This window comes from Kitasatospora sp. MBT63 (assembly GCF_000710465.2).
Classification (GTDB): Bacteria; Actinomycetota; Actinomycetes; order Streptomycetales; family Streptomycetaceae; genus Kitasatospora.
In genome coordinates, this window is the sequence record NZ_JAIZ01000042.1 from 18145 (window position 1) to 40992 (window position 22848).

At 71.3% G+C, this 22848-nt stretch carries 16 protein-coding genes; 11 read left to right on the forward strand and 5 right to left on the reverse strand.

Annotation, left to right across the window (positions count from 1 at the left end; translation table 11 throughout):
* Positions 1–288 precede the first annotated feature (288 nt).
* Positions 289–1278 carry a 2,3,4,5-tetrahydropyridine-2,6-dicarboxylate N-succinyltransferase gene (gene dapD, locus AA75_RS02820; RefSeq protein ID WP_033818101.1) on the reverse strand — a complete coding sequence of 330 codons (990 nt, stop codon included), beginning with the start codon at positions 1276–1278 and terminating at the stop codon, positions 289–291.
* Positions 1279–1470: 192 nt separating this feature from the next.
* Between dapD and AA75_RS02825 the strand changes: the two genes are divergently transcribed.
* From AA75_RS02825 to argF, 3 genes are all read left to right on the forward strand, one after another.
* Complete coding sequence (locus AA75_RS02825; protein WP_033818084.1) at positions 1471–3048, forward strand: 3' terminal RNA ribose 2'-O-methyltransferase Hen1; 1578 nt, start codon at positions 1471–1473, stop codon at positions 3046–3048.
* Positions 3045–5741 (forward strand): polynucleotide kinase-phosphatase, encoded by a 2697-nt coding sequence (locus AA75_RS02830; protein WP_082526200.1) that lies wholly within the window; start codon positions 3045–3047, stop codon positions 5739–5741. The genes AA75_RS02825 and AA75_RS02830 overlap by 4 nt, the downstream gene beginning before the upstream one ends.
* Before the next feature lie 323 nt (positions 5742–6064).
* The gene (gene argF / locus AA75_RS02835; RefSeq protein ID WP_033818085.1) at positions 6065–7063 is read left to right on the forward strand and encodes an ornithine carbamoyltransferase; all 999 of its coding nucleotides are present in this window, start codon (positions 6065–6067) and stop codon (positions 7061–7063) included.
* A 22-nt stretch (positions 7064–7085) separates the two neighbouring features.
* Here argF and AA75_RS02840 read toward each other — a convergent pair whose 3' ends face one another.
* On the reverse strand, positions 7086–7673 hold the full coding sequence (locus AA75_RS02840; RefSeq protein ID WP_051811688.1) for a hypothetical protein: 588 nt from the start codon (positions 7671–7673) through the stop codon (positions 7086–7088).
* 166 nt (positions 7674–7839) lie between these two features.
* Entirely contained in the window at positions 7840–8256 is a 417-nt protein-coding gene (locus tag AA75_RS02845; protein ID WP_033818086.1) for a type II toxin-antitoxin system VapC family toxin, read from the reverse strand.
* A 310-nt stretch (positions 8257–8566) separates the two neighbouring features.
* On the opposite strand from AA75_RS02845, the gene acnA reads away from it, so the two are divergent.
* From acnA to AA75_RS02870, 5 genes are all read left to right on the forward strand, one after another.
* The gene (gene acnA, locus AA75_RS02850; protein WP_033818087.1) at positions 8567–11215 is read left to right on the forward strand and encodes an aconitate hydratase AcnA; all 2649 of its coding nucleotides are present in this window, start codon (positions 8567–8569) and stop codon (positions 11213–11215) included.
* A 171-nt stretch (positions 11216–11386) separates the two neighbouring features.
* On the forward strand, positions 11387–12709 hold the full coding sequence (locus tag AA75_RS02855) for a glycoside hydrolase family 18 protein (protein WP_033818104.1): 1323 nt from the start codon (positions 11387–11389) through the stop codon (positions 12707–12709).
* A 382-nt stretch (positions 12710–13091) separates the two neighbouring features.
* On the forward strand, positions 13092–14501 hold the full coding sequence (ngcE, locus tag AA75_RS02860) for an N-acetylglucosamine/diacetylchitobiose ABC transporter substrate-binding protein (protein WP_033818088.1): 1410 nt from the start codon (positions 13092–13094) through the stop codon (positions 14499–14501).
* A 77-nt stretch (positions 14502–14578) separates the two neighbouring features.
* Positions 14579–15511 (forward strand): carbohydrate ABC transporter permease, encoded by a 933-nt coding sequence (locus AA75_RS02865; RefSeq protein ID WP_033818089.1) that lies wholly within the window; start codon positions 14579–14581, stop codon positions 15509–15511.
* A 14-nt stretch (positions 15512–15525) separates the two neighbouring features.
* Positions 15526–16470 carry a carbohydrate ABC transporter permease gene (locus AA75_RS02870; protein ID WP_033818090.1) on the forward strand — a complete coding sequence of 315 codons (945 nt, stop codon included), beginning with the start codon at positions 15526–15528 and terminating at the stop codon, positions 16468–16470.
* A 69-nt stretch (positions 16471–16539) separates the two neighbouring features.
* Here AA75_RS02870 and pepN read toward each other — a convergent pair whose 3' ends face one another.
* Entirely contained in the window at positions 16540–19104 is a 2565-nt protein-coding gene (pepN, locus tag AA75_RS02875; RefSeq protein ID WP_033818091.1) for an aminopeptidase N, read from the reverse strand.
* 168 nt (positions 19105–19272) lie between these two features.
* Here pepN and AA75_RS02880 point away from each other — a divergent pair, with 168 nt between their 5' ends.
* Complete coding sequence (locus AA75_RS02880; protein WP_033818092.1) at positions 19273–19908, forward strand: DsbA family protein; 636 nt, start codon at positions 19273–19275, stop codon at positions 19906–19908.
* A 129-nt stretch (positions 19909–20037) separates the two neighbouring features.
* Here AA75_RS02880 and AA75_RS02885 read toward each other — a convergent pair whose 3' ends face one another.
* Positions 20038–21342 carry an amino acid permease gene (locus AA75_RS02885; RefSeq protein ID WP_233288897.1) on the reverse strand — a complete coding sequence of 435 codons (1305 nt, stop codon included), beginning with the start codon at positions 21340–21342 and terminating at the stop codon, positions 20038–20040.
* Between the two features lie 413 nt (positions 21343–21755).
* Here AA75_RS02885 and AA75_RS02890 point away from each other — a divergent pair, with 413 nt between their 5' ends.
* Together AA75_RS02890 and AA75_RS02895 are read left to right on the forward strand one after the other, a co-directional pair.
* Entirely contained in the window at positions 21756–22355 is a 600-nt protein-coding gene (locus tag AA75_RS02890) for a biotin transporter BioY (RefSeq protein WP_033818093.1), read from the forward strand.
* Between the two features lie 74 nt (positions 22356–22429).
* Positions 22430–22848: ribose-5-phosphate isomerase (locus AA75_RS02895; RefSeq protein ID WP_033818094.1), on the forward strand; the 419-nt coding region annotated here is incomplete at its 3' end.

A 22848-nucleotide genomic window follows, 5' to 3' on the forward strand; every position in this document is an offset into this window, starting at 1 on the left:
CGCAGACCACCCAATGAGGTCCAACCCCCGTCCGGCGTCAGCCCCAGGGGTGAGCCGGGTTTGCGGTCCGCCGCCCCGCTCGGCTAGCGCGCCGGCCGTCCGGTGCACCACGCCGCACCCACCACGCCGTACCCACCACGCCGTACCCACCACGTCGCATCCACCAAGGGCTGTGACAGCGCCTGTGGCCGTGGCTGTGGCCGTGACGACGGCAGCGGGCCTGCTCTCCTGCTGTCGTCCGACAGCAGGAGAGCAGGCCCGGGGTGGCACAGGAGACAGGAGAGGAGATCAGTTGTGCGCGTGAAGCTCCGCGTTGAGACCGCCCCAGGAGCCGGAGCGGGCGATGACCTCGACCGCGCCGCTCTGCGAGTTCCGGCGGAACAGCAGGTTGTCCTGGCCGGACAGCTCCACCGCCTTGGCGATCTTGCCGTCAGGGGTGGTCACCCGGGTGCCGGCGGTGACGTACAGACCGGCCTCGACCACGCAGTCGCTGCCGAGCGAGATACCGATGCCGGCGTTGGCACCGAGCAGGCAGCGCTCGCCGACCGAGACGACCTGCTTGCCGCCGCCGGAGAGGGTGCCCATGATCGAGGCGCCGCCGCCGATGTCGCTGTGGTCACCGACCACCACGCCCGCGCTGATCCGGCCCTCGACCATCGAGGTGCCGAGGGTGCCCGCGTTGAAGTTCACGAAGCCCTCGTGCATCACGGTGGTGCCCTCGGCCAGGTGGGCACCGAGCCGGACCCGGTCCGCGTGCGCGATCCGCACGCCGGCCGGCGCGACGTAGTCCGTCATCCGCGGGAACTTGTCGATGCCGTACACGGCGAGCTGGCCGCCCTGCGAGCGGACGGCGAGCCGGGCCTGCTCGACCCGGTCCACCGGCACCGGACCGATGCTGGTCCAGGCGACGTTGGCCAGCAGACCGAAGATGCCGTCCAGGTTCTGGCCGTGCGGCTTGACCAGACGGTGGCTGAGCAGGTGGAGCCGGAGGTAGGCGTCGTGCGCGTCGAGCGGCTTGTCGTCCAGCGAGGAGATCACGGTGCGCACCGCGACGATCTCGACGCCGCGGCGGGCGTCGCCGCGCAGCGCCTCGGAGGCACCCGGGCCGATCGCGGCCTCGGCCTCCTCGGCGGTCAGCCGTACGGTGCCGGCCTGGCCGGGCTCGTCGGCCAGCTCCGGCGCGGGGTACCAGGTGTCGAGGATGGTGCCGTCCGCGGTGACGGTGGCCAGACCGGCGGCGACGGCACCGCGTGCGAGGGAGGAGGTTTCAGCAGTCACACGGTGCACGTTAACCAATCCCGGTCACGGTTGCCGAAAGCGCCCATCGTGCGGACGCCGTGCCGGGCCCCGCCCGAGCACCGCCGGAGCACCCTGCCGGGCCGCGGGCAGCACTCCCGGCGGCGCCCGAGCACCGGCGCACCGGCCAAAACCCGGTGACCGGCGAGGCGCCGCTCCGCGATACTCGGACAGGTGTTCATCTCGATCTCCACCACAGGCACGGCCGAACGGCCCGCCACTGACCTGGGATTTCTGCTCCACAAGCACCCCGACAAGGTGCAGCGGTTCTCGACGTCCCACGGCGTGGCCCATGTCCTCTACCCCGAGGCGACCGAGGCGGTGTGCACGGCAGTGCTGCTCCTCGAGGTCGACCCCGTCGCGTTGGTCCGCCAGGGCCGGGGCAAGGGTCGCGGCGGTTCGCCCGACTTCGCCCTGGCCCAGTACGTCAACGACCGGCCCTACGCCGCGTCCTCGCTGCTCGCGGTGGCGCTGCGGACGGTCTTCCGGTCCGCGATGAAGGGCGTCTGCGAGCTGCGTCCCGGTCTCGCCGGGCATCCGCTGCCGCTGCGGATCTCGCTTCCCGCGGTGCCCGCCAACGGTGCCGGTGACAGTGGTGGCGCGGACCTGGTGACCAGGCTGTTCGAACCGCTCGGCTGGCAGGTCGACGCGGCTCAGCTCCCGCTGGACGAGACCTTCCCCGAGTGGGGCGCCTCCCGCTACGTCCGACTCACCCTGACCGGCACGGTCCGGCTGTCCGACGCGCTCCAGCAGCTGTACGTGCTGCTGCCGGTGCTCGACGGGGCCAAGCACTACTGGGTGGCGCCCGACGAGGTCGACAAGCTGCTCGCCGCGGGCGAGGGCTGGCTGGGTACCCACCCCGAGCTGGCCCTGATCACCCGTCGGTACCTGGCCCGCCGCTGGTCGCTCACCCGGCTGGCGCTGGAACGCCTGGCGCTGGCCCGGCTGGCCGAGGCCGACGACCGAGAGGCGGAGGAGGTGGACAACGCGGTCGACGACCTTCCCGAGGACCAGGAGACCGCCGGCACCATCCAGACGCCGCTCACCGAGGCGTCGTCCGCCGAGGCCACGTCCGTCGAGATGCCGCCCGCCGGGGCCAAGGCCGTCCCGCTCGCGGTCCAGCGCCGCGAGGCGATCGTCGCCGCGCTGCACGAGACCGGGGCCGCCCGGGTGCTCGACCTGGGCTGCGGGCAGGGCGAGCTGGTCGGCGCGCTGCTCAAGGACGTCAGGTTCACCGAGGTGCTCGGGGTGGACGTGTCCTCCCGTGCCCTGGCCGCCGCCGCGCGTAAGCTGCGCCTGGACCGGATGACCGAGCGTCAGTCGGCCCGGGTCAAGCTGGTCCAGGGCGCCCTGACCTACACCGACGCGCGCCTCAAGGGCTACGACGCGGCCGTGCTCTCCGAGGTCATCGAGCACCTCGACCTGCCCCGGCTGCCGGCCCTGGAGTACGCGGTGTTCGGCGCCGCCCGCCCGGCTTCCGTCATCGTCACCACACCCAACGTCGAGTACAACGTCCGCTGGGAGACCCTCCCGGCCGGCCACGTCCGGCACGCGGACCACCGCTTCGAGTGGACCCGCGCGGAGTTCGCCTCCTGGGCCGACGAGGTGGCCCGCAAGTACGGCTACACCGTCGGCCTCCGTCCGGTCGGCCCCTGGGACGACGAGGTCGGCGCGCCGACCCAGCTCGCGCTGTTCCGCATCGGCGGGGCAGCGGACACCACCACTTCGCAGGAAGGGAGCGCGACCCGATGACCACCGACGCAGCACAGCCCGCCGAGGCCGCGCAGCCCGGCAACGCCGAAGCCGTGCCCGAGACCGAGATCGTGACGGCACCGCCCGCAACCACGCCCGACACCGTGCCCGCCGACGCCGACGCCGCCACCCCGGCGCACGAGCCGCGCCGCCTGCCCGTCACCGACGTCTCCCTCGTGGTGCTGATCGGGACCACCGGCGCCGGCAAGTCCAGTTTTGCCCGCAGGCACTTCCGGCCCACCGAGGTCGTCTCCTCGGACTTCTGCCGCGGCCTGGTCGCCGACGACGAGAACGACCAGTCGGCCTCCGCCGACGCCTTCGACGTCCTGCACTACATCGTCGGCAAGCGGCTCGCCGCCGGCCGGCTCACCGTCGTGGACGCCACCAACGTGCAGCAGGAGGCCCGCAAGCAGCTCGTCGCGCTCGCCCGCGAGCACGACGTCCTGCCGATCGCCATCGTGCTCGACATCCCCCCGGCCGTCTGCGCCGAGCGCAACCGGCACCGCCCCGACCGGCAGCTCCCGCCGCACGTCATCCCGCGCCAGCAGCGCGAGCTGCGCCGTTCGCTGCGCGGCCTGGAACGCGAGGGCTTCCGCAAGGTCCACATCCTGCGCGGCGAGGCCGAGGTGGCGGCGGCGGAGATCGTGACCGAGAAGCGGTACAACGACCTCCGGCACCTCACCGGCCCGTTCGACATCGTCGGTGACATCCACGGCTGCCGCTCCGAGCTGGAGACCCTGCTCCGGCGCCTCGGCTACACCCTCACCCGGGACGACCAGGGCCGGCCGGTCGACGCCGTGCACCCCGAGGGCCGTACCGCGGTCTTCGTCGGTGACCTGGTCGACCGCGGTCCGGACACCCCCGGCGTCCTGCGCCTGGTGATGGGCATGGTCCGGGCCGGCCACGCGATCTGCGTGCCCGGGAACCACGAGAACAAGCTCGGCCGGCACATGGCCGGCCGCAAGGTCACCGTCTCGCACGGCCTCCAGGAGTCGCTGGACCAGCTGGCCGCCGAGCCGGAGGAGTTCCGCGCCGAGGTCCGCGCCTTCATGCGCGACCTGGTCAGCCACTACCTCCTGGACGGCGGCGGCCTGGTGGTCTGCCACGCCGGCCTGCCCGAGAAGTACCACGGCCGCAACTCCGGCCGGGTGCGCTCGCACGCCCTCTACGGCGACACCGCCGGCGAGACCGACGAGTACGGCCTGCCGGTGCGCTACCCGTGGGCCGAGGAGTACCGCGGCAAGGCGCTGGTGGTCTACGGCCACACGCCGGTGCCCGTCGCGAGCTTCGTCAACAACACCATCTGCCTGGACACCGGCTGCGTCTTCGGCGGCAGCCTCACCGCCCTGCGCTACCCCGAGCGCGAGCTGGTCGGCGTGCCCGCCGAGCAGGAGTGGTACGCCCCGGTCCGTCCGATGCACACGGACGCCCCCGGTTCCCGGGAGGGCCGCCCGCTGGACCTCGGCGACGTGGCTGGCCGCCGGATCGTGGAGACCGCCCACCACGGGCGGGTGTCGATCCGGGAGGAGAACGCGGCGGCGGCGCTGGAGGTGATGAGCCGGTTCGCGCTCGACCCCAGGCTGCTCAGCTACCTGCCGCCGACCATGGCGCCCTGCGCGACCTCGCGCCGCGAGGGTTACCTGGAGCACCCCGAGGAGGCGTTCCTCGCCTACGCGCACGACGGGGTGCGGCAGGTGGTGTGCGAGGAGAAGCACATGGGTTCGCGTGCCGTGGTGCTGGTGGCCCGGGACGACGCCGCGCTGGAGAAGCGGTTCGACCTGGCCGGCCCCGGTGCGATCTGGACCAGGACGGGCCGGGCGTTCCTCGGCGACGAGGAGCTGACCGCGGCCGTCCTCGACCGGGTCCGCGCCGCCGCCGAGCGGGCCGGGCTGTTCGACGAGCTGGAGACCGGCTGGCTGCTGCTCGACGCCGAACTGATGCCCTGGTCGCTCAAGGCCGCCGAGCTGCTGCGTCGCCAGTACGCGGCGGTCGGTGCGGCGGCCGGCGCCGCACTGCCGCAGGTGCTCGCGGCGCTTGAGCTGGCCGCCGGCCGCGGCCTGGAGGTCGCCGAACTGACGGCCCAGCAGCGGCAGCGCGCGGCGGACGCGGAGGCGTTCACCGCCGCCTACCGCCGCTACTGCTGGCCGACCGAGGGGCTCTCCGGCATCCGCCTGGCGCCGTTCCAGGTGCTGGCCGCCGAGGGTGCCAACCTCGCCGTGCGCCCGCACGACGAGCACCTCGGCTGGATCGACCGGCTCGTCGACGCGGACGACCCGGCCGCGCCGATCCTCCGGCGCACCGGCCGCCTGGTGGTGGACACCGCGGACGAGGCCTCGGTCGCGGCCGGTGTGGCCTGGTGGGAGGAGCTCACCGCGGCGGGCGGCGAGGGCATGGTGGTCAAGCCGCTGGCCTCGCTGGTCCGCGGTGGTGCGGACGGCCGACTGGTCCAGCCGGGAGTCAAGGTCCGCGGCCGTGAGTACCTGCGGATCATCTACGGCCCGGACTACACCCAGTACCTGGACCAGCTGCGCCAGCGCTTCCTCGGCCACAAGCGCTCGCTCGCGCTGCGCGAGTACGCCCTCGGCCTGGAGGCACTGGATCGGCTGGCGGCCGGGGAACCGCTGTGGCGGGTGCACGAGCCGGTGTTCGCGGTGCTGGCCCTCGAGTCGGAGCCGGTGGACCCGAGGCTGTAGCCGGGGCCGGGTCGCTCTCCCGTAACGGGCGCCGACCCGACCCCGCTCCCTCCGCAGCCCCGCTACCACCCGGCACCGCCACCCGGCACCGCCACCGCCACCCGGCACCGCCGTCGAGCCCCGCCAACCGTCACCGCTCGGCGGCCGCGGCGCCGTCCGGCCCCACGGCGAACAGCCGGGGCGCCCCGGGAGTTTCCGGGATGTCCCGCGCGCCGTGGGGCCGCCGCCATCCCCGGGATGCATATAAATTCTGCCAGTCGTATACACTTCCCGTCTCGGTCCGCCGAGTCGCCCCGATCCGCCAGACGACCCAGGAGCCCGGCATGGCCTTCAACCTCCGGAACCGGCACTTGCTCAAGGAGCTGGACCTCACGCCCCAGGAGTTCCGGCACCTGGTGGATCTGGCGGCCCAGCTCAAGGCCGCCAAGTACGCGGGCACCGAGCAGCCCCGGCTGCGCGGGAAGAACATCGCGTTGATCTTCGAGAAGACCTCCACCCGGACCCGGTGCGCCTTCGAGGTCGCCGCCCACGACCAGGGCGCGTCCACCACCTACCTCGACCCGGCCGGCTCGCAGCTCGGCCACAAGGAGTCGATCAAGGACTCGGCCCGGGTGCTCGGCCGGATGTTCGACGGCATCGAGTACCGCGGCTACGGCCAGGAGATCGTCGAGGAGCTGGCCGCGCACGCGGGCGTGCCGGTGTGGAACGGCCTCACCGACGAGTGGCACCCCACCCAGATGCTCGCCGACGTCCTCACCATCAGGGAGCACTCCACCAAGCCGCTCGCCGATGTGACGCTGGTCTACCTCGGCGACGCCCGCTTCAACACCGGCAACTCCCTGCTGGTCACCGGCGCCCTGCTCGGCATGGACATCCGGATCGTCGCCCCGCAGCAGCTCTGGCCGTCCGAGGAGGTCCGCAAGGCCGCCGAGGAGCTGGCCGGGCGGACCGGTGCCCGGATCACCCTCACCGAGGACGTCGCGGCCGGGGTGGCGGGCGCGGACTTCCTCTACACCGACGTCTGGGTGTCGATGGGGGAGCCGAAGGAGGTCTGGGCCGACCGGGTCGCGATGCTGAAGCCGTACCAGGTCTCGATGGACACCGTCCGGGCCACCGGCAACCCGGCGGTGCGGTTCCTGCACTGCCTGCCCGCGTACCACGACCTCGGTACCGAGGTCGGCCGGCAGCTGTACGAGGCGACCGGGATGACCGAGCTGGAGGTCACCGACGAGCTCTTCGAGTCGCACCACTCGGTCGTCTTCGACCAGGCCGAGAACCGCCTCCACACCATCAAGGCCGTCCTGGTCGCGACCCTGGGCTGACCGCGGCCGGCGGCCCCGGCGCTCAGAAGTCGACGTTCACGCAGGCCACCCGCTCCGCCGCGGGGTGCGTCCCGGCCGGGTCTCCCGCGTGCAGCACCAGGGAGTGGGCCGCGTCCGCCCGGAAGGCCCAGGGCACGGCCGTCACGGCGCGGCCGGACCCGGCGGCGTCGGTGCGGACGGTGGCGCGGGCCTCGTTGCGGTCGTTGGCGTAGGCGGGGTCGGTGGACGGCTGCACCGGGTCGGTTCGGTCCTGGTAGTGCGGCCCCGAGGCGGCGGGGTCGGCGCCGCACCGCCCGGTGTGGACGTGGGCCGGGAAGCGGTGTCCGGGGGCGACCCCGGCCAGCTCGACCGTGACCACCGTCCGCCCCGCGCCGCGCTCGACGGTGACCCGCGCGTGTGCGCCGTACGGCACGAGGTCCCGGGCGTAGCTGATCGCCACCGGCGGGACGAACGCCGAGGCCGGGTCGAAGTCCGCGTCCACCACCGTGGGCAGCGCCGCGACCGGCCGCGGGAAGGCCGGCAGTCCGGCGGCGGCCGGTGGCAGCGGTGCCGCGGGCAGCAGGGCGAGCGGTGCCAGGGCGGTGGCCAGGGTGGCGAGCGGGACGGTCATCGGGCTGGACCTTTCGGACGGCGGGCCGGGCACCGCCCACCGTGGCGCCTGGACTCCTCGCGCCGCACGCCGCCGTGCCGACACCCGTCCAAGCTCACCCGTACGAGAGCCGGCCCACCCGCATGAGACCGTAGGCGCGCCGCCGCGCCCGGCCCGCCCCGCCCGGTCAGCCCTTCGGCCCGCCCGCCGGTGCGATGCCCCGGATCTCGCAGCGCGGACCGCTCGCCCGCATCAGCCGCAGGTCGGCGGTGACGAGGGGCGCCCCGAGCTGTTCGGCGACGGCCACGTAGGCGGCGTCGTCCGGCGTCAGGTTGTCCTTGAGCTCCCAGATCCGGCCGAGCAGCGCGGTGACCTCGACCCTGCGGATGGCGATCCGGGGGAGTTCCGCGGCCAGCTCGGCGACCCGGCCGGCGTCGACCTGCCGGGCGAGGTAGAGCCCGCGCAGGGACTGCATCACCTCGATCAGGACGTGTTCGGGCGCCGCCCAGTCGGCATCGGCGGCCAGCGCGGCCCGGGCGGCATCGCCCCGTTCGCCCTCGTCCGCCAGGGCCAGGACCAGTGCTGATGCGTCGACAACTATCACCGGGCCGGCCCCCTGCCTGAAGGATCTTCGAACGCCGTCCACGGTAGCGCGGCCACCGCGCCGTCCGCCGCCTCGGCTGCGGTTGCGGCGGGCGGTCGGCAGGTGAAGTTTGGAGAGGATGCCCGGGCATGCCTGCCTTCGTCCCGTCGACGGGCATGCACTATGGTTTATCTCGACGTCGAGATAACTCCACGCTATGATTTATCTTGACATCAAGATACTTGCCGAGAGGCGCACGCCTTCCATCGTGGCGAGGCGGAGCCTAAGTAAGGCTTACCTTACCACTGGGTGGACCTAGAAGGAGTCAGTCGTGTCCGCGAACAGCTTCGACGCCCGCAGCTCGCTGCAGGTGGGCGACGAGTCGTACGAGATCTTCAAGCTCTCCGCCGTCGAGGGTTCCGAGCGGCTGCCCTACAGCCTCAAGGTCCTGCTGGAGAACCTGCTCCGCACCGAGGACGGCGCGAACATCACCGCCGACCACATCCGCGCCCTCGGCGGCTGGGACCCGACGGCCGAGCCGTCCGAGGAGATCCAGTTCACCCCGGCCCGCGTGATCATGCAGGACTTCACCGGTGTCCCGTGCGTCGTCGACCTCGCCACCATGCGCGAGGCCGTCAAGGACCTCGGCGGCGACCCGGCGAAGATCAACCCGCTGGCCCCGGCCGAGCTGGTCATCGACCACTCCGTCATCGCCGACAAGTTCGGCACCCCGGACGCCTTCGTCCAGAACGTCGAGATCGAGTACGGCCGCAACAAGGAGCGCTACCAGTTCCTGCGCTGGGGCCAGACCGCGTTCGACGAGTTCAAGGTCGTCCCGCCCGGCACCGGCATCGTCCACCAGGTCAACATCGAGCACCTGGCCCGCACCGTCATGGTCCGCGGCGGCCAGGCGTACCCCGACACCTGCGTCGGCACCGACTCGCACACCACCATGGTCAACGGCCTGGGCGTGTTGGGCTGGGGCGTCGGCGGCATCGAGGCCGAGGCCGCGATGCTCGGCCAGCCGGTCTCCATGCTGATCCCGCGCGTGGTCGGCTTCAAGCTGAACGGCCAGCTCCCGGCCGGCACCACCGCCACCGACCTGGTGCTCACCATCACCGAGATGCTGCGCAAGCACGGTGTGGTCGGCAAGTTCGTCGAGTTCTACGGCGAGGGCGTCACCTCGATCCCGCTGGCGAACCGCGCCACCATCGGCAACATGTCGCCGGAGTTCGGCTCGACCTGTGCGATCTTCCCGATCGACGCCGAGACCATCAGCTACCTGAAGCTCACCGGCCGCGACGAGCAGCAGCTCGCCCTGGTCGAGGCGTACGCCAAGGAGCAGGGCCTGTGGCACGACCCGTCGGTCGAGCCGGTCTTCTCCGAGTACCTCGAGCTGGACGTCTCCACCGTCGTCCCGTCGATCTCCGGCCCGAAGCGCCCGCAGGACCGCGTGATCCTCTCCGAGGCCGCGCAGAAGTTCGCCGAGGCGCTGCCGGCGTACTCCTCCGAGGCGTCGAAGCCGACCACCGTCACCGCCCCTGACGGCACCTCGTACGCGATCGACAACGGCGCGGTCGTGATCGCCTCGATCACCTCCTGCACCAACACCTCCAACCCCTCCGTCATGCTGGGCGCCGCCCTGCTGGCGAAGAAGGCCGTGGAGAAGGGCCTCACGGTCAAGCCGTGGGTCAAGACCACCCTGGCCCCCGGGTCCAAGGTCGTCATGGACTACTACGAGAAGGCCGGCCTGCTCCCGTACATGGAGAAGCTGGGCTTCAACCTGGTCGGCTACGGCTGCGTCACCTGCATCGGCAACTCGGGCCCGCTGCCCGAGGAGGTCTCGGCCGCCGTCAACGAGTCCGACCTCGCGGTCGTCTCGGTGCTCTCCGGCAACCGCAACTTCGAGGGCCGGATCAACCCGGACGTCAAGATGAACTACCTGGCGTCCCCGCCGCTGGTGGTCGCCTACGCGCTGGCCGGCAACATGAACATCGACATCACCCGGGACGCGCTGGGCCAGGACGCCGACGGCAACGACGTCTTCCTCGCCGACATCTGGCCCACCGAGAAGGAGGTCGCCGACACCGTCGCCGGCTCCATCGACGAGGCCATGTTCGACAAGGGTTACCAGGACGTCTTCGCCGGTGACCACCGCTGGCAGTCGCTCCCGATCCCGACCGGCAACACCTTCGAGTGGGACGCCGAGTCCACCTACGTCCGCAAGCCCCCGTACTTCGAGGGCATGGCGCCCACCCCGAGCCCGGTCAGCGACATCGCCGGCGCCCGTGTGCTCGCCAAGCTGGGCGACTCGGTCACCACCGACCACATCTCCCCGGCCGGCAACATCAAGCCGGGCACCCCGGCGGCGCAGTACCTCACCGAGCACGGTGTGGAGAAGCGTGACTTCAACTCCTACGGCTCGCGCCGTGGCAACCACGAGGTCATGATCCGCGGCACCTTCGCCAACATCCGCCTGCGCAACCAGATCGCGCCGGGCACCGAGGGCGGCTACACCCGCGACTTCACCCAGGCCGACGCGCCGGTGTCGTTCATCTACGACGCCTCGCAGAACTACCAGGCCGCCGGCGTCCCGCTGGTCGTCCTGGCCGGCAAGGAGTACGGCTCCGGCTCGTCCCGCGACTGGGCGGCCAAGGGCACCGCGCTGCTCGGCGTCAAGGCCGTCATCGCCGAGTCCTACGAGCGCATCCACCGCTCCAACCTGATCGGCATGGGCGTCCTGCCGCTGCAGTTCCCGGCCGGCCAGAACGCCGAGACCCTGGGCCTGACCGGCGAGGAGACCTTCTCCTTCACCGGTGTCACCGAGCTGAACGAGGGCCGCACCCCCAAGACCGTCAAGGTCACGGCGGGCGACGTCACCTTCGACGCGGTCGTGCGCATCGACACCCCCGGCGAGGCGGACTACTACCGCAACGGCGGCATCCTGCAGTACGTGCTGCGCAGCCTGATCAACGGCTGACCCGTACCCCGTACGGCGACCGGGCCGCACCCCTTCCACGGGGTGCGGCCCGGTCCGCGTTCCGGCACACCCCTTGTGCGGGGTGCCGCTCGTGGACTAAACCTCTTTGTCAGCTTGGTCCAGACCATTTGACGCTGATTCAGAGAAAGCCACGGGTCTTCTCGCATGCGCATGTTCAGTCGTACCGCAGCCGCCCTCGCCGCCGCCACGGTGGCCGCCGCCGTCGCCTCCCCCGCCGCCGCCCAGGCCCAGGACCGCGTCCCGCACCTGCAGGGGCAGCGGGTGGGCTACTTCACCCAGTGGGGCATCTACAGCGGATTCTCCGCCAGGAAGGTGCAGGACTCCGGCCAGGCCGGCCGGCTCACCGTCCTCAACTACGCCTTCGGCAACGTGTCCGCCGACGGCACCTGCTTCGAGGCCAACGCCGCCGGCGTCGGCGACGCCTGGGCCGACTACCAGCGCCCGGTCGGCGCCGAGGAGTCGGTGGACGGCCGGGCCGACACCGCCGAGCAGCCGCTGAAGGGCAACTTCAACCAGCTGCGCAAGCTCAAGGCCGCCAACCCGCAGCTCAAGGCGGTGGTCTCGCTCGGCGGCTGGTCCTGGTCGAAGTACTTCTCCGACGCGGCCCTCACCGACGCCTCCCGCAAGAAGTTCGTCGCCTCCTGCCTCGACCTCTACCTCAAGGGGAACCTGCCGCAGCTCGGTTCCGCCGAGGGCGGCGCCGGCGCGGGCGCCGGGGTCTTCGACGGCATCGACATCGACTGGGAGTACCCGGGCGGCGGCGGTGACCCGGGCAACGTGGTGCGCCCCGAGGACGGTCACAACTACACCCTGCTGATGCAGGAGTTCCGCCGTCAGCTGGACGCGCTCGGCGCGAAGTCCCGGACGCACTACCTGCTCACCGCCGCGGTGCCCGCCAACGAGGCGCGGGCCGACCAGCTGGAGGTCCGCCAGGTCGCCAGGTCGGTCGACTGGCTGAACCTGATGACCTACGATCTGCACGGCACCTGGGAGGCGCAGGGGCCGACCGACCACAACGCCAACCTCTACTCCGACCGCGCCGACCCGGCCACCGACAACCGGGGCTACAGCGCGGACCGGGTGGTCCGGCACTACCTGGAGAAGGGGCTGCCGGCCCGCCAGGCCGTCCTCGGGGTGCCCTTCTACGGCTACGGCTGGACGGGCGTGCCGGCCGGTCCGAAGGCCGGGCTGTACCAGAGCGCCACCGGTCCGGCGCGTGGCGGGAACCTGCCGTACAACCAGATCAAGGACCTGCCGGGCACGGTGCACTACGACCGGCTGCACGGCGCGACCTGGAAGTACGACGGCACCGAGTTCTGGTCGTACGACACCCCCGAACTGCTGGCCCGCAAGGCCCAGTACGCCCGCTGGAACGGGCTTGGGGGCGTGATGATGTGGGCATTGGACAACGATGACGCCCAGGGCGCGCTGGTCAGGGCCCTGGACCGGGGGCTCGGCGGCAGCGGGCGCTGAGCCGGCGCGCCGGCACGCCGGCGGCCGGGACGCGCGGCTTCGCACATCACAGTTCTGGTTCGGTGATGCGCGAAGCTGCGCGTTTCTATGTTCAAACGCGCATGATCGCGCTACATTCTCGGTCATCGACGGGGCGCGAGCGCAATATGCAGGCTCCCTGCACATTGCACATGCTGCACCGCCGACAACGCTTTGACCGTTACCCGGCACATCGGGCGGTCGGCCTATTGCCGCCAGATGAACAGTGGACTATACCTTTGCGCATCGAAGAAAACCGCCTCTGACCGGCACCTTTGCCGCTAGGCGCGCCTGACCGAACAGGAATTGACCCTCCGTCAGACCTGTCTGCTTCTTCTCTGGACACCGAGGGGTTTGGGCACTCATGGGCTCTGCAACCGAGTACAACCGTCGTGACATCTTCAAGCGGGCCGCCGGCATCGCCGTGCTCGCGGCCGGCGGCGGCTCGCTGCTCGCCGCCTGCGCCGGTGGCACCGGCGGCAGCAGTGACAAGGGCTCCAAGGGGGCGGGCGGCTTCAACCTGAGCGACGCCAAGAACCCGTTCGGGGTGAAGGAGGCCGACGGCCTCGAGGTCTTCATCTTCGACGGCGGCTACGGCAACGAGTACGCGAAGGCCTTCGAGGCCATCTACTCGAAGAGCTACCCCGGCGCCAAGATCAACCACCAGACCGACAAGGACGTCACCGGCAAGCTGCAGCCGCGCTTCAACGCCGGCTCCCCGCCGGACGTCATCGACGACTCGGGCGCCAAGCAGATCAAGCTGGACGTGCTCGCCGACTCCAACCAGCTGACCGAGCTCACCCCGCTGCTGGACGCGCCGTACATCGACGACCCGTCGAAGAAGGTCCGCGACGTGCTGATGCCGGGCACCATCGACTCCGGCACCATCAAGGGCAAGGTCTACAACCTGTCCTACGTCTACACCGTGTTCGGCTTCTGGTACTCCAACAAGCTGTTCAAGGACCACGGCTGGACCCCGCCGAAGACCTGGGCCGAGTTCATCGAGCTCTGCGGCAAGATCAAGGCCGCCGGCATCGCCCCGGTCGCCCACCAGGGCAAGTACCCGTACTACATCAACGTCGTCATGATGGACATGATCGCCAAGCAGGGCGGCCTGGACCTCATGAAGCGGATCGACGGCCTGGACGCCGCCGCCTGGGACGACCCGGCCGTCAAGACCGCGGTCGAGGCGTTCTACCAGATCGTCTCCAAGGACTTCCTGCTCCCCGGCACCAACGGCATGACCCACACCGAGTCGCAGACCGCGTGGAACCAGTACAAGGCCGCGTTCATCCCGTCCGGCTCCTGGCTGGAGAACGAGCAGCTCGCCTCCACCCCGGCCGACTTCGACATGGCGTTCCTGCCGATGCCGTCGCTGCCGGGTGACAAGCTGCCGTTCGAGGCGATCCGGGCCGGCGCCGGCGAGCCGTTCATCGTCCCGGCCAAGGCCAAGAACGTCGCGGGCGGCCTGGAGTTCCTGCGGATGATGCTGACCAAGGAGGCCTCGGGCAAGTTCGCCCAGACCGCCAACAGCCTCACCTGTCTCAAGGACGGTGTCGGCCCGGAGGTCAAGCTGAAGCCCGGCACCGCGTCCACCGTGGTGGCCCTCAAGGCGGCCGGCGCCAACACCTTCAACTTCCAGTACCCGAACACCGCCAGCAAGTTCGACGAGGACCTGCAGAACGCCTCGGGTGAGCTGATGGCCGCGCGCATCGATCCCGCCGAGTGGATCAAGCGGGCCAAGGAGTCGGCCACCAAGAACAAGACCGCCTGACCAGCGGAGTTTTCAGAGCGCACCGGGGGCCCCGAACCGCCCCCGGTGCCTCTTGCCCGAGGACAGGAGAAGTGGCGATGCGTCACGGCAAGTACCCCTTCATCGTGGGGTTCCTCTTTCTTCCGATCGTGCTGTACGTGGGACTGGTGCTCTGGCCCTACGCGCAGACCTTCGGATACTCCCTGACCGACTGGTCGGGACAGAGCCAGGAGATGAACTTCGTCGGCCTGGACAACTACGCGAAACTCCTCGATGACGAGGTCTTCCTCGGCGCGATCTGGCACAACCTGCTGCTGCTGATCCTGCTGCCGCTGGTCACCATCCTGATCGCGCTGTTCTTCGCCTTCATGCTCAACGTCGGCGGCAAGGGCGGCACCGGCGGCATCCAGGGCGTGCGCGGGGCCTCGTTCTACAAGGTGGTCTTCTTCTTCCCGCAGGTGCTGTCGATCGCGATCCTCGCGGTGCTGTGGGGCGCGGTCTACCGCACCGACGGCGCGGGCCTGGCCAACGGCGTCCTGATCAAGCTCGGCCTGGCCGACGCGGCCCACCCGGTGCAGTGGCTGTCCGACCCGGACATGGTCATGTGGTGCGTCCTGGCGGTGCTGGTCTGGTCCGGCGTCGGCTTCTACCTGGTGCTGTTCTCGGCCGCCATGCAGGGCATCCCGAAGGACATCTACGAGGCGGCCCTGCTCGACGGCGCCAAGCGCGGCCAGACCTTCCTCAAGATCACCCTGCCGCTGCTGTGGGAGACCGTCCAGACCGCCTGGGTGTACCTCGCGATCGTCGCCATGGACGCCTTCGCCCTGGTCTCCAGCATCACGCCCGGTGCCTACTTCGGCGGCGGCCCTGACCACCACAGCGAGTTGATCTCCACCTACCTGATGCGCAGCTTCCTGCGCAACGGTGAGGCCGGCTATGCCTGCGCCATGGGCGTGGTGATCTTCTTCTTCACGCTGATCCTGTCCGTCGTCTCGCTCTGGGCCACCAAGCGTGACCGGATCGAGTACTGAGCGGGGCCATCGACATGAGCACTAGCACCGACACCAACCCGGCCGTCCCCGCCCAGCGGGCGGCGGGGCGCCCGAAGGCCGACCGGACCACCCGGTTCGGCGAGGGCGGCGGCGTCCTCAACGTCTTCTCGCACGGCTTCCTCGCCGTCTGGGCCCTGCTGATCATCTTCCCGCTGGTCTGGGTCGTCCTCGGCTCCTTCAAGACCGACGCGCAGATCAACGGCAGCGCCTGGTCCTGGCCGGCGAGCTGGGGCTTCGACGCCTTCACCCGGGCCTGGTCCAAGGGCATCGGCGGGTTCTTCCTCAACACCCTGATCGTGCTCGCCGGTTCGCTCACGCTGACCATGCTGCTCGGCGGCATGGCCGCCTACGTGCTGGCCCGCTACGAGTTCAAGGGCAACCGGGCGATCTACTACCTGTTCGTGGCCGGCTCGATGTTCCCGGTCTACCTCGCCCTGGTCCCGCTGTTCTTCATGGTCCGCAACCTGGGCGAGATCACCCCGCTGCTCGGCCTCAACAGCTACCTCGGCCTGATCCTGGTGTACGTGGCGTACTCGCTGCCCTTCACCGTGTTCTTCCTGTACTCGTTCTTCCGCACGCTGCCCACCGCCGTGCACGAGGCGGCGATGCTGGACGGCTGCTCGCACACCCGGGCGTTCTTCCAGATCATGGTGCCGATGGCCAAGCCCGGCCTGGTCAGCGTCGCCATCTTCAACGTGCTCGGCCAGTGGAACCAGTACATCCTGCCGGTCACCCTGATGCAGCCCACCACGGCTGGCGAGGCCGACCACTCGATGCTCGCCCAGGGCCTGGTCAACCTGGCCCTGCAGTCCGGGTACAAGAGCGACGCACCGGCCCTGTTCGCCGGTATGACCATCGCGATGCTCCCGGTGCTGGTGGTCTACCTGTCCTTCCAGCGGCAGGTCCAGGCGGGCCTCACCTCCGCCACCCTCAAGTAGCCCGCGCCCCACGCGCAGACGGACGGCCGCCCGGGAACCCCCGGGCGGCCGTCCGCCGTCACCACCCCGTCAGCCGCGGTCGCGGTCCTGCGCGCGCAGCGCCCGGGCCAGGTTGTCCCGGCACTCCAGCACCAGCCGGCGCAGCGCGGGCGCCGCGTGCGGATGCGCGTCCAGCCAGGCATCGGTGGCGTCCAGCGTCGAGCGCTCGGTCTGCAGCCGGGGGAAGAAGCCGCCGACGATCCGCATCGCGATCTCGATGCTGCGCTGCGCCCAGACCTGCTCCAGCAGCGCGAAGTAGGTGTCGGTGTACCCGGCCGTCAGCTCCCGCTGACCCGGCTGGGCGAAGCCCGCGATCTGCGCCTCCACCAGCGCGTTGGGCAGTTCGTCGGAGTCCACCACCGCCGCCCAGGCGGCCGCCTTGGCCCCCGGGGTCGGCAGCGCCGCCAGGCACTTGACCGCCCGCTGCTTGCCGCTGGCGGTGTTGTCCCGCCGCAGCTCGCCCTCGATCTCCCCGGCGGTGGCCGACCCGGCCGCGGCCAGCGCGAGCCAGAACTCCCAGCGCAGCTCCTGGTCGACCGCCAGGCCGTCGATCCGGGCGGTGCCGTCCAGCAGCCCGGTGAGCAGCTGCAGGTGCTCCGCGCCCTCGGCGACCGTGGCCAGGAAGCGGGCCCAGGCCAGCTGGTGGTCACTGCCGGGCTCGGCGGCGCGCAGCTCGCGCAGCGCGCACTCGGCCAGCAGCCGGCCGCCCTCGGCCCGCCAGGCGGGGTCGGCGTAGTAGTCGAGCGCCGCCCTGGCCTGCTGGTGCAGCGACTGCAGCACCCCGATGTCGGACTCCTGCCCGGCGAAGCGCAGCACCAGGTCGAGGTAGTCGCGGGCGGGCATCAGCGCGTCCCGGGTCAGGTTCCAGGCCGCGGACCAGGCCAGCGCCCGGGCCAGGGGATCGGTCATCGCGCCGAGACCGGAACGCAGGGTGGCCAGCGACACCTCGTCGAAGCGCACCTTGCAGTACGTCAGGTCCTCGTCGTTGACCAGCACCAGCGCCGGGCGCGGCCGGCCCGCCGGGACCTCCACCACGGTCCGGGCCCCGGCGACGTCGGCCTCCACCCGCCCGGTGCGCACCAGCGCGCCGGTCCCGTCCAGGTCGTACAGGCCGATCGCCACCCGGTGCGGGCGCAGGGTGTCGCCGTCCTGCAGCACCGCCAGCTCGGTGATCCGGCCCTCGGCGTCACAGGTCACCTGCGGGGTCAGCGAGTTGACGCCCGAGGTCTCCAGCCAGGAGGCCGACCAGGACTTCAGGTCGCGGCCGCTGGTCTCCTCCAGCGCTCCCAGCAGGTCGCCGAGGACGGTGTTGCCGTAGGCGTGCCGCTGGAAGTAACGGCGGGCGCCCTCGAAGAAGGCGTCCCGGCCGACGTACGCCACCAGCTGCTTGAGCACCGAGGCGCCCTTGGCGTACGTGATGCCGTCGAAGTTGAGCTTGGCGTCCTCCAGGTCCCGGATGTCCGCCGTGATCGGGTGGGTGGTCGGGTACTGGTCCTGCTGGTACGCCCAGGCCTTGCGGCGGTTGGCGAAGGTGATCCAGGCGGCCCGGTAGCGGGTGCCGGCCCCGATCAGGCCGAACGAGCCCATGAAGTCCGCGAAGGACTCCTTCAGCCACAGGTCGTCCCACCACTTCATGGTGACCAGGTCGCCGAACCACATGTGTGCCATCTCGTGCAGGATGACGTTGGCCCGGCCCTCGTACGCGGCCTCGGTGACCTTCGAGCGGAAGACGAACTCCTCCCGGAAGGTGACGCAGCCCGGGTTCTCCATCGCACCGATGTTGTACTCGGGGACGAAGCACTGGTCGTACTTGCCGAACGGGTACGGGTAGTCGAACTCCTGGTGGAAGAAGTCCAGCCCCTGCTTGGTGACGGTGAGGATCTCGTCCGCGTCGAAGTGCTCGGCCAGCGACCGGCGGCAGGTCGCCGCCAGCGGGATCTCCAGGGTGGTGCCGTCGGGCAGCTCCCGGCGGTAGTGGTCGCGCACCACGTGGTACGGGCCGGCGACCACCGCGGTCAGGTAGGTGGAGATCGGCCGGGTGGGGGCGAACCGCCAGACCCGGGCCGCGCCCTGCTCCTGCACCGACTCGTGGACCGCGTTGGCGTACACGTCCCAGGCGGCCGGCGCGGTGACCGTGAAGGAGAACGGCGCCTTCAGGTCGGGCTGCTCGAAGTTGGCGAACACCCGGCGGGCGTCGGCCGGCTCGAAGTGGGTGTACAGGTAGGTCTCGCCGTCGACCGGGTCGGTGAAGCGGTGCAGGCCCTCACCGGTCCGGCTGTAGGCGCAGTCCGCGTCCACCACCAGCACGTTGTGCGCGGCCAGGTCCGGCAGTGCGACCCGGGTGCCGTCGAAGACCTCCGCAGGATCCAGCGTCCGGCCGTTCAGGGTCACCGAGCGCACGCCCGGCGCCAGCAGGTCGGCGAAGCTGTCCGCGCCCGGGGTGGCGGCACGGAAGGTCAGCGTGGTGGTGGAACGGAAGGTCGCGGACGCGGGATCCGGTGCGGAGGCCAGGTCCAGGTGGACGCGGTAGCTCTCCACCTCGATCAGACCGGCCCGCTTCTGGGCTTCCTCGCGGCTCAGGTTCTTGCCCGGCACGGTGGTACTCCTGTCCGTATGAGCCCGGTGGGGCTGGGGTGCCGGGCGCATCCTTTCATGCTCGGCGCCACGTACCATTGCACAGCTCGGGCGGAATCAGCCGCCGATCCGCGGTGTTGAGCGCTAGGTCAGAGCGACCCCGCACCCGTTGACCGAAGGGCACCGTCCGTGACGACCGCAGACTCCCGCAAGATCGCCGACTTCTGGTTCGACCCGATCTGCCCCTGGGCCTGGATGACCTCCCGCTGGATGCTGGAGGTCGAGCAGCTGCGCCCGGTGGACACCAAGTGGCACGTGATGAGCCTCTCGGTGCTCAACGAGAACCGCGACGAGCTGCCGCAGCAGTACAAGGACCTGCTGGCCAAGGGCTGGGGCCCGGTCCGGGTCCTGATCGCCGCCGCCCAGCTCCACGGTGACAAGGTGCTCGGCCCGCTCTACACCGAGCTCGGCACCCGCTTCCACAACCAGGGCCTGCCGAACGAGCGCGCCACCATCGAGGCCGCGCTGGTCGCCGCCGGCCTGCCGGCCGAGCTGGCCGACGCCGCCGACACCGACGCCTACGACGAGGCGCTGCGCGCCTCCCACCAGGAGGGCATCTCGCTGGTGGGCGAGGACGTCGGCACCCCGGTGATCGCGGTGGACGGCCCGGACGGCGACCGGGTCGCCTTCTTCGGCCCGGTGGTCACCCCCACCCCGCGCGGCGAGGCCGCGGCCCGGCTCTGGGACGGCACCATCCTGGTCGCCTCCACCCCCGGGTTCTACGAGATCAAGCGCACCCGGACGGCGGGCCCGTCCTTCGAGTGACGACTCCGCCCGGGGGCCGGCTCTCCCGAGCAGCGCCGAGGGGCCCGGTACGCGTGGTGCGTACCGGGCCCCTCGGCCTCTGTCGTCCGCCGTTCCCGACCGTCGTCCGGCCGTGGTCGAGCCGCCGGCTCAGGCGGTGCGCGGCGCCTTGCGGACCGCGCCGACCAGCGCCAGCACGGCCGTCAGCCCGAGCGTGAACCACAGCTGCACCCGGTTGCCGCTGTCCAGCGTCATCAGGGCGAGCACCGCGACGATGCCGCCGAGCGCCAGCCAGGTCAGGTACGGGAAGGCCCACATCCGCACGGTCAGCTGCTCGGGCGCCTCACGCTCCAGCCGGCGGCGCATCCGCAGCTGGGCGACGGCGATGAAGGCCCAGACCACCAGGACGGCCGCGCCGACCATGTTGAGCAGCCAGCTGAACACGGTGGTCGGCCACCAGTAGCTGAGCAGCACCGCGAGGAAGCCGAAGGCCGAGGAGGCCAGCACCGCCGTCCGCGGCACCCCGCCGGAGACCTTGGCCAGCGCCTTGGGGCCCTGGCCGCGGCTGACCAGCGAGTAGGCCATCCGGGAGGAGCCGTAGATGTTGGCGTTCATCGCCGACAGCAGGGCGATCAGCACGACCACCCGCATCAGGTCGCCGGAGTGCGGGATGCCGATCCGGTTGAGCACCGCGACGTACGGGCCGGACCCGGTGACCGCCGGGTCGTTCCACGGCACCAGGGTGACCACCACGGCCATCGAGCCGACGTAGAACACGGCGATCCGCCACATCGCGGTGCGCACGGCGGTGGCGACGCTGCGCCGGGGGTCCTTCGACTCGGCGGCCGCGATGGTCACCGTCTCCAGGCCGCCGTACGCGAAGACCGAGGCCAGCAGACCGGTGATCAGGCCGGTGGTGCCGTGCGGGAAGAAGCCGCCCGCGCCGGTCAGGTTGGCCGTCCCCGGGGACGGCGTGCCGGGCAGCACCCCGGTGATCGCCAGGACGCCGATCACCAGGAAGGCGGCGATGGCCGCCACCTTCACGGCGGCGAACCAGAATTCGAACTCGCCGAAGTTCTTCACGGCGGACAGGTTGGCCGCGCAGAAGAAGCTCATGAAGATGGCCACCCAGACCCAGGACGCCACCCCGGGCAGCCAGTGCGCCATGATCCCGGCCGCGCCGATCGCCTCCGCGGCGACGCCGACGCACAGCAGGGTCCAGAACAGCCAGCCCACGGTGAGCCCGGCCCACCGGCCGATCTCCCGTTCGGCGTGCACCGAGAACGAGCCGCTGGCGGGGTTGGCCGCCGACATCTCGCCCAGCATCCGCATCACCAGCATGACCAGCAGCCCGGAGAGGGCGAAGGCCAGCACGATGGACGGGCCGGCGGCGGCGATGCCGGCGCCCGAGCCGACGAACAGCCCGGCGCCGATCACCCCGCCGAGCGCGATCATCGACAGGTGGCGCTGCTTGAGGCCGTGCGAGAGCCGGCCCTCGGTGGCGGGGGCGGCCGTGGTGGGGGAGGAGGCGACGGGAACGTCGGACCGGTCCTGGGCGGGCGGTCGGGTGGGGGTCGACATCGGGTCGGATCCAGACTGTTCGGATAGCGGAGGATTCGCCCCACTATTCGGTACAGCGACCGGACCGGCCAAGATTTGCGGCAAAACAGCCGCTATCCGGACAGTGATGTGACCGAAAGTGCATGCACAACTGCGCAGATGTGACAGATCGGGGTTGGAGTCAGGCCGAATCCGACAAGCAGGGCCCTGACGGTTTGTCGGTTGCCGACGCCCTCCCCGGCCGCCCCCGGCGCATAGGTTCACAACTGTTCACCCGTCCCACCGTGTTCGAACGGAAGTCCCCGCCCATGGCCACCGCCACCCCCGCACCCTCCGCCACCGTCCTCGCCGACCTGCTCCCGCAGGCCGCGACCCGGCTCGGCGCCCAGGCCCGCGACCTGGCCCTGGTGGCCGGCGGCGCCGCGTTGACCGGCCTGGCCGCGCAGTTCTCGGTCAACGTCCCCGGCTCCCCGGTCCCGGTCACCGGCCAGACCTTCGCCGCCCTGCTGGTCGGCACCGCCCTCGGTGCCCGCCGCGGCATCGCCTCGCTCGGCCTCTACCTGCTCGCCGGCATGGCCGGCCTGCCCTGGTTCGCCCAGGGCAGCTCCGGCTGGGCCATGCCCAGCCTCGGCTACGTCATCGGCTTCGTGCTGGCGGCCGGCCTGACCGGCGCGCTGGCCCGCCGCGGCGCCGACCGCAGCCCGCTGCGCACCGCCGCCGCGATGGTGCTGGGGAACCTCGCGATCTACGCCGTCGGCGTCCCCTACCTCGCCCTCGCCCTGCACCTGCCGCTCGCCCGCGCCGCCGAACTGGGCCTCTACCCCTACCTGGTGGGCGACGCGCTGAAGGCCGCGCTGGCCGTCGGCGCGCTGCCGCTCACCTGGAAGCTGCTCGGCCGCCGCGGCTGACGGCACCGGACCGCCGCGAGCTCTCCCGGGCCCGCTGCCGGGCCCGGGTGCACGCGCATGCCACACTCATACCCATGCGCGTGTACCTGGGCTCCGACCATGCCGGATACGAACTCAAGAACCACCTCGTGGAGTGGCTGAAGGAGGCCGGCCACGAGCCGGTCGACTGCGGCCCGCACATCTACGACGCCGAGGACGACTACCCGCCGTTCTGCCTGCGGGCCGCCGAGCGGACCGCGGCCGACCCGGAGGCGCTGGGCGTGGTGATCGGCGGCTCCGGCAACGGCGAGGCGATCGCGGCCAACAAGGTCAAGGGCGTCCGTGCGGCGCTGGCCTGGAGCGAGCAGACCGCCGCCCTCGGCCGGGAGCACAACAACGCCAACGTGATCAGCGTCGGCGGCCGGATGCACACCCTCGACGAGGCCACCAAGTTCGTCGAGATCTTCCTCAACCCCCCGTACAGCGGCGAGGCCCGGCACACCCGCCGGATCGA

What these genes read in the sequence shown, in the direction of transcription:
- AA75_RS02865 (WP_033818089.1), top strand. Translation starts at nt 14,579, where the DNA reads ATGCGTCACGGCAAGTACCCCTTCATCGTGGGGTTCCTCTTTCTTCCG.
- AA75_RS02885 (WP_233288897.1), bottom strand. Translation starts at nt 21,342, where the DNA reads ATGATCGCGCTCGGCGGGGTGATCGGCGCCGGGCTGTTCGTCGGCTCG.
- AA75_RS02855 (WP_033818104.1), top strand. Translation starts at nt 11,387, where the DNA reads ATGTTCAGTCGTACCGCAGCCGCCCTCGCCGCCGCCACGGTGGCCGCC.
- AA75_RS02830 (WP_082526200.1), top strand. Translation starts at nt 3,045, where the DNA reads ATGACCACCGACGCAGCACAGCCCGCCGAGGCCGCGCAGCCCGGCAAC.
- argF (WP_033818085.1), top strand. Translation starts at nt 6,065, where the DNA reads ATGGCCTTCAACCTCCGGAACCGGCACTTGCTCAAGGAGCTGGACCTC.
- ngcE (WP_033818088.1), top strand. Translation starts at nt 13,092, where the DNA reads ATGGGCTCTGCAACCGAGTACAACCGTCGTGACATCTTCAAGCGGGCC.
- AA75_RS02870 (WP_033818090.1), top strand. Translation starts at nt 15,526, where the DNA reads ATGAGCACTAGCACCGACACCAACCCGGCCGTCCCCGCCCAGCGGGCG.
- AA75_RS02840 (WP_051811688.1), bottom strand. Translation starts at nt 7,673, where the DNA reads ATGACCGTCCCGCTCGCCACCCTGGCCACCGCCCTGGCACCGCTCGCC.
- AA75_RS02890 (WP_033818093.1), top strand. Translation starts at nt 21,756, where the DNA reads ATGGCCACCGCCACCCCCGCACCCTCCGCCACCGTCCTCGCCGACCTG.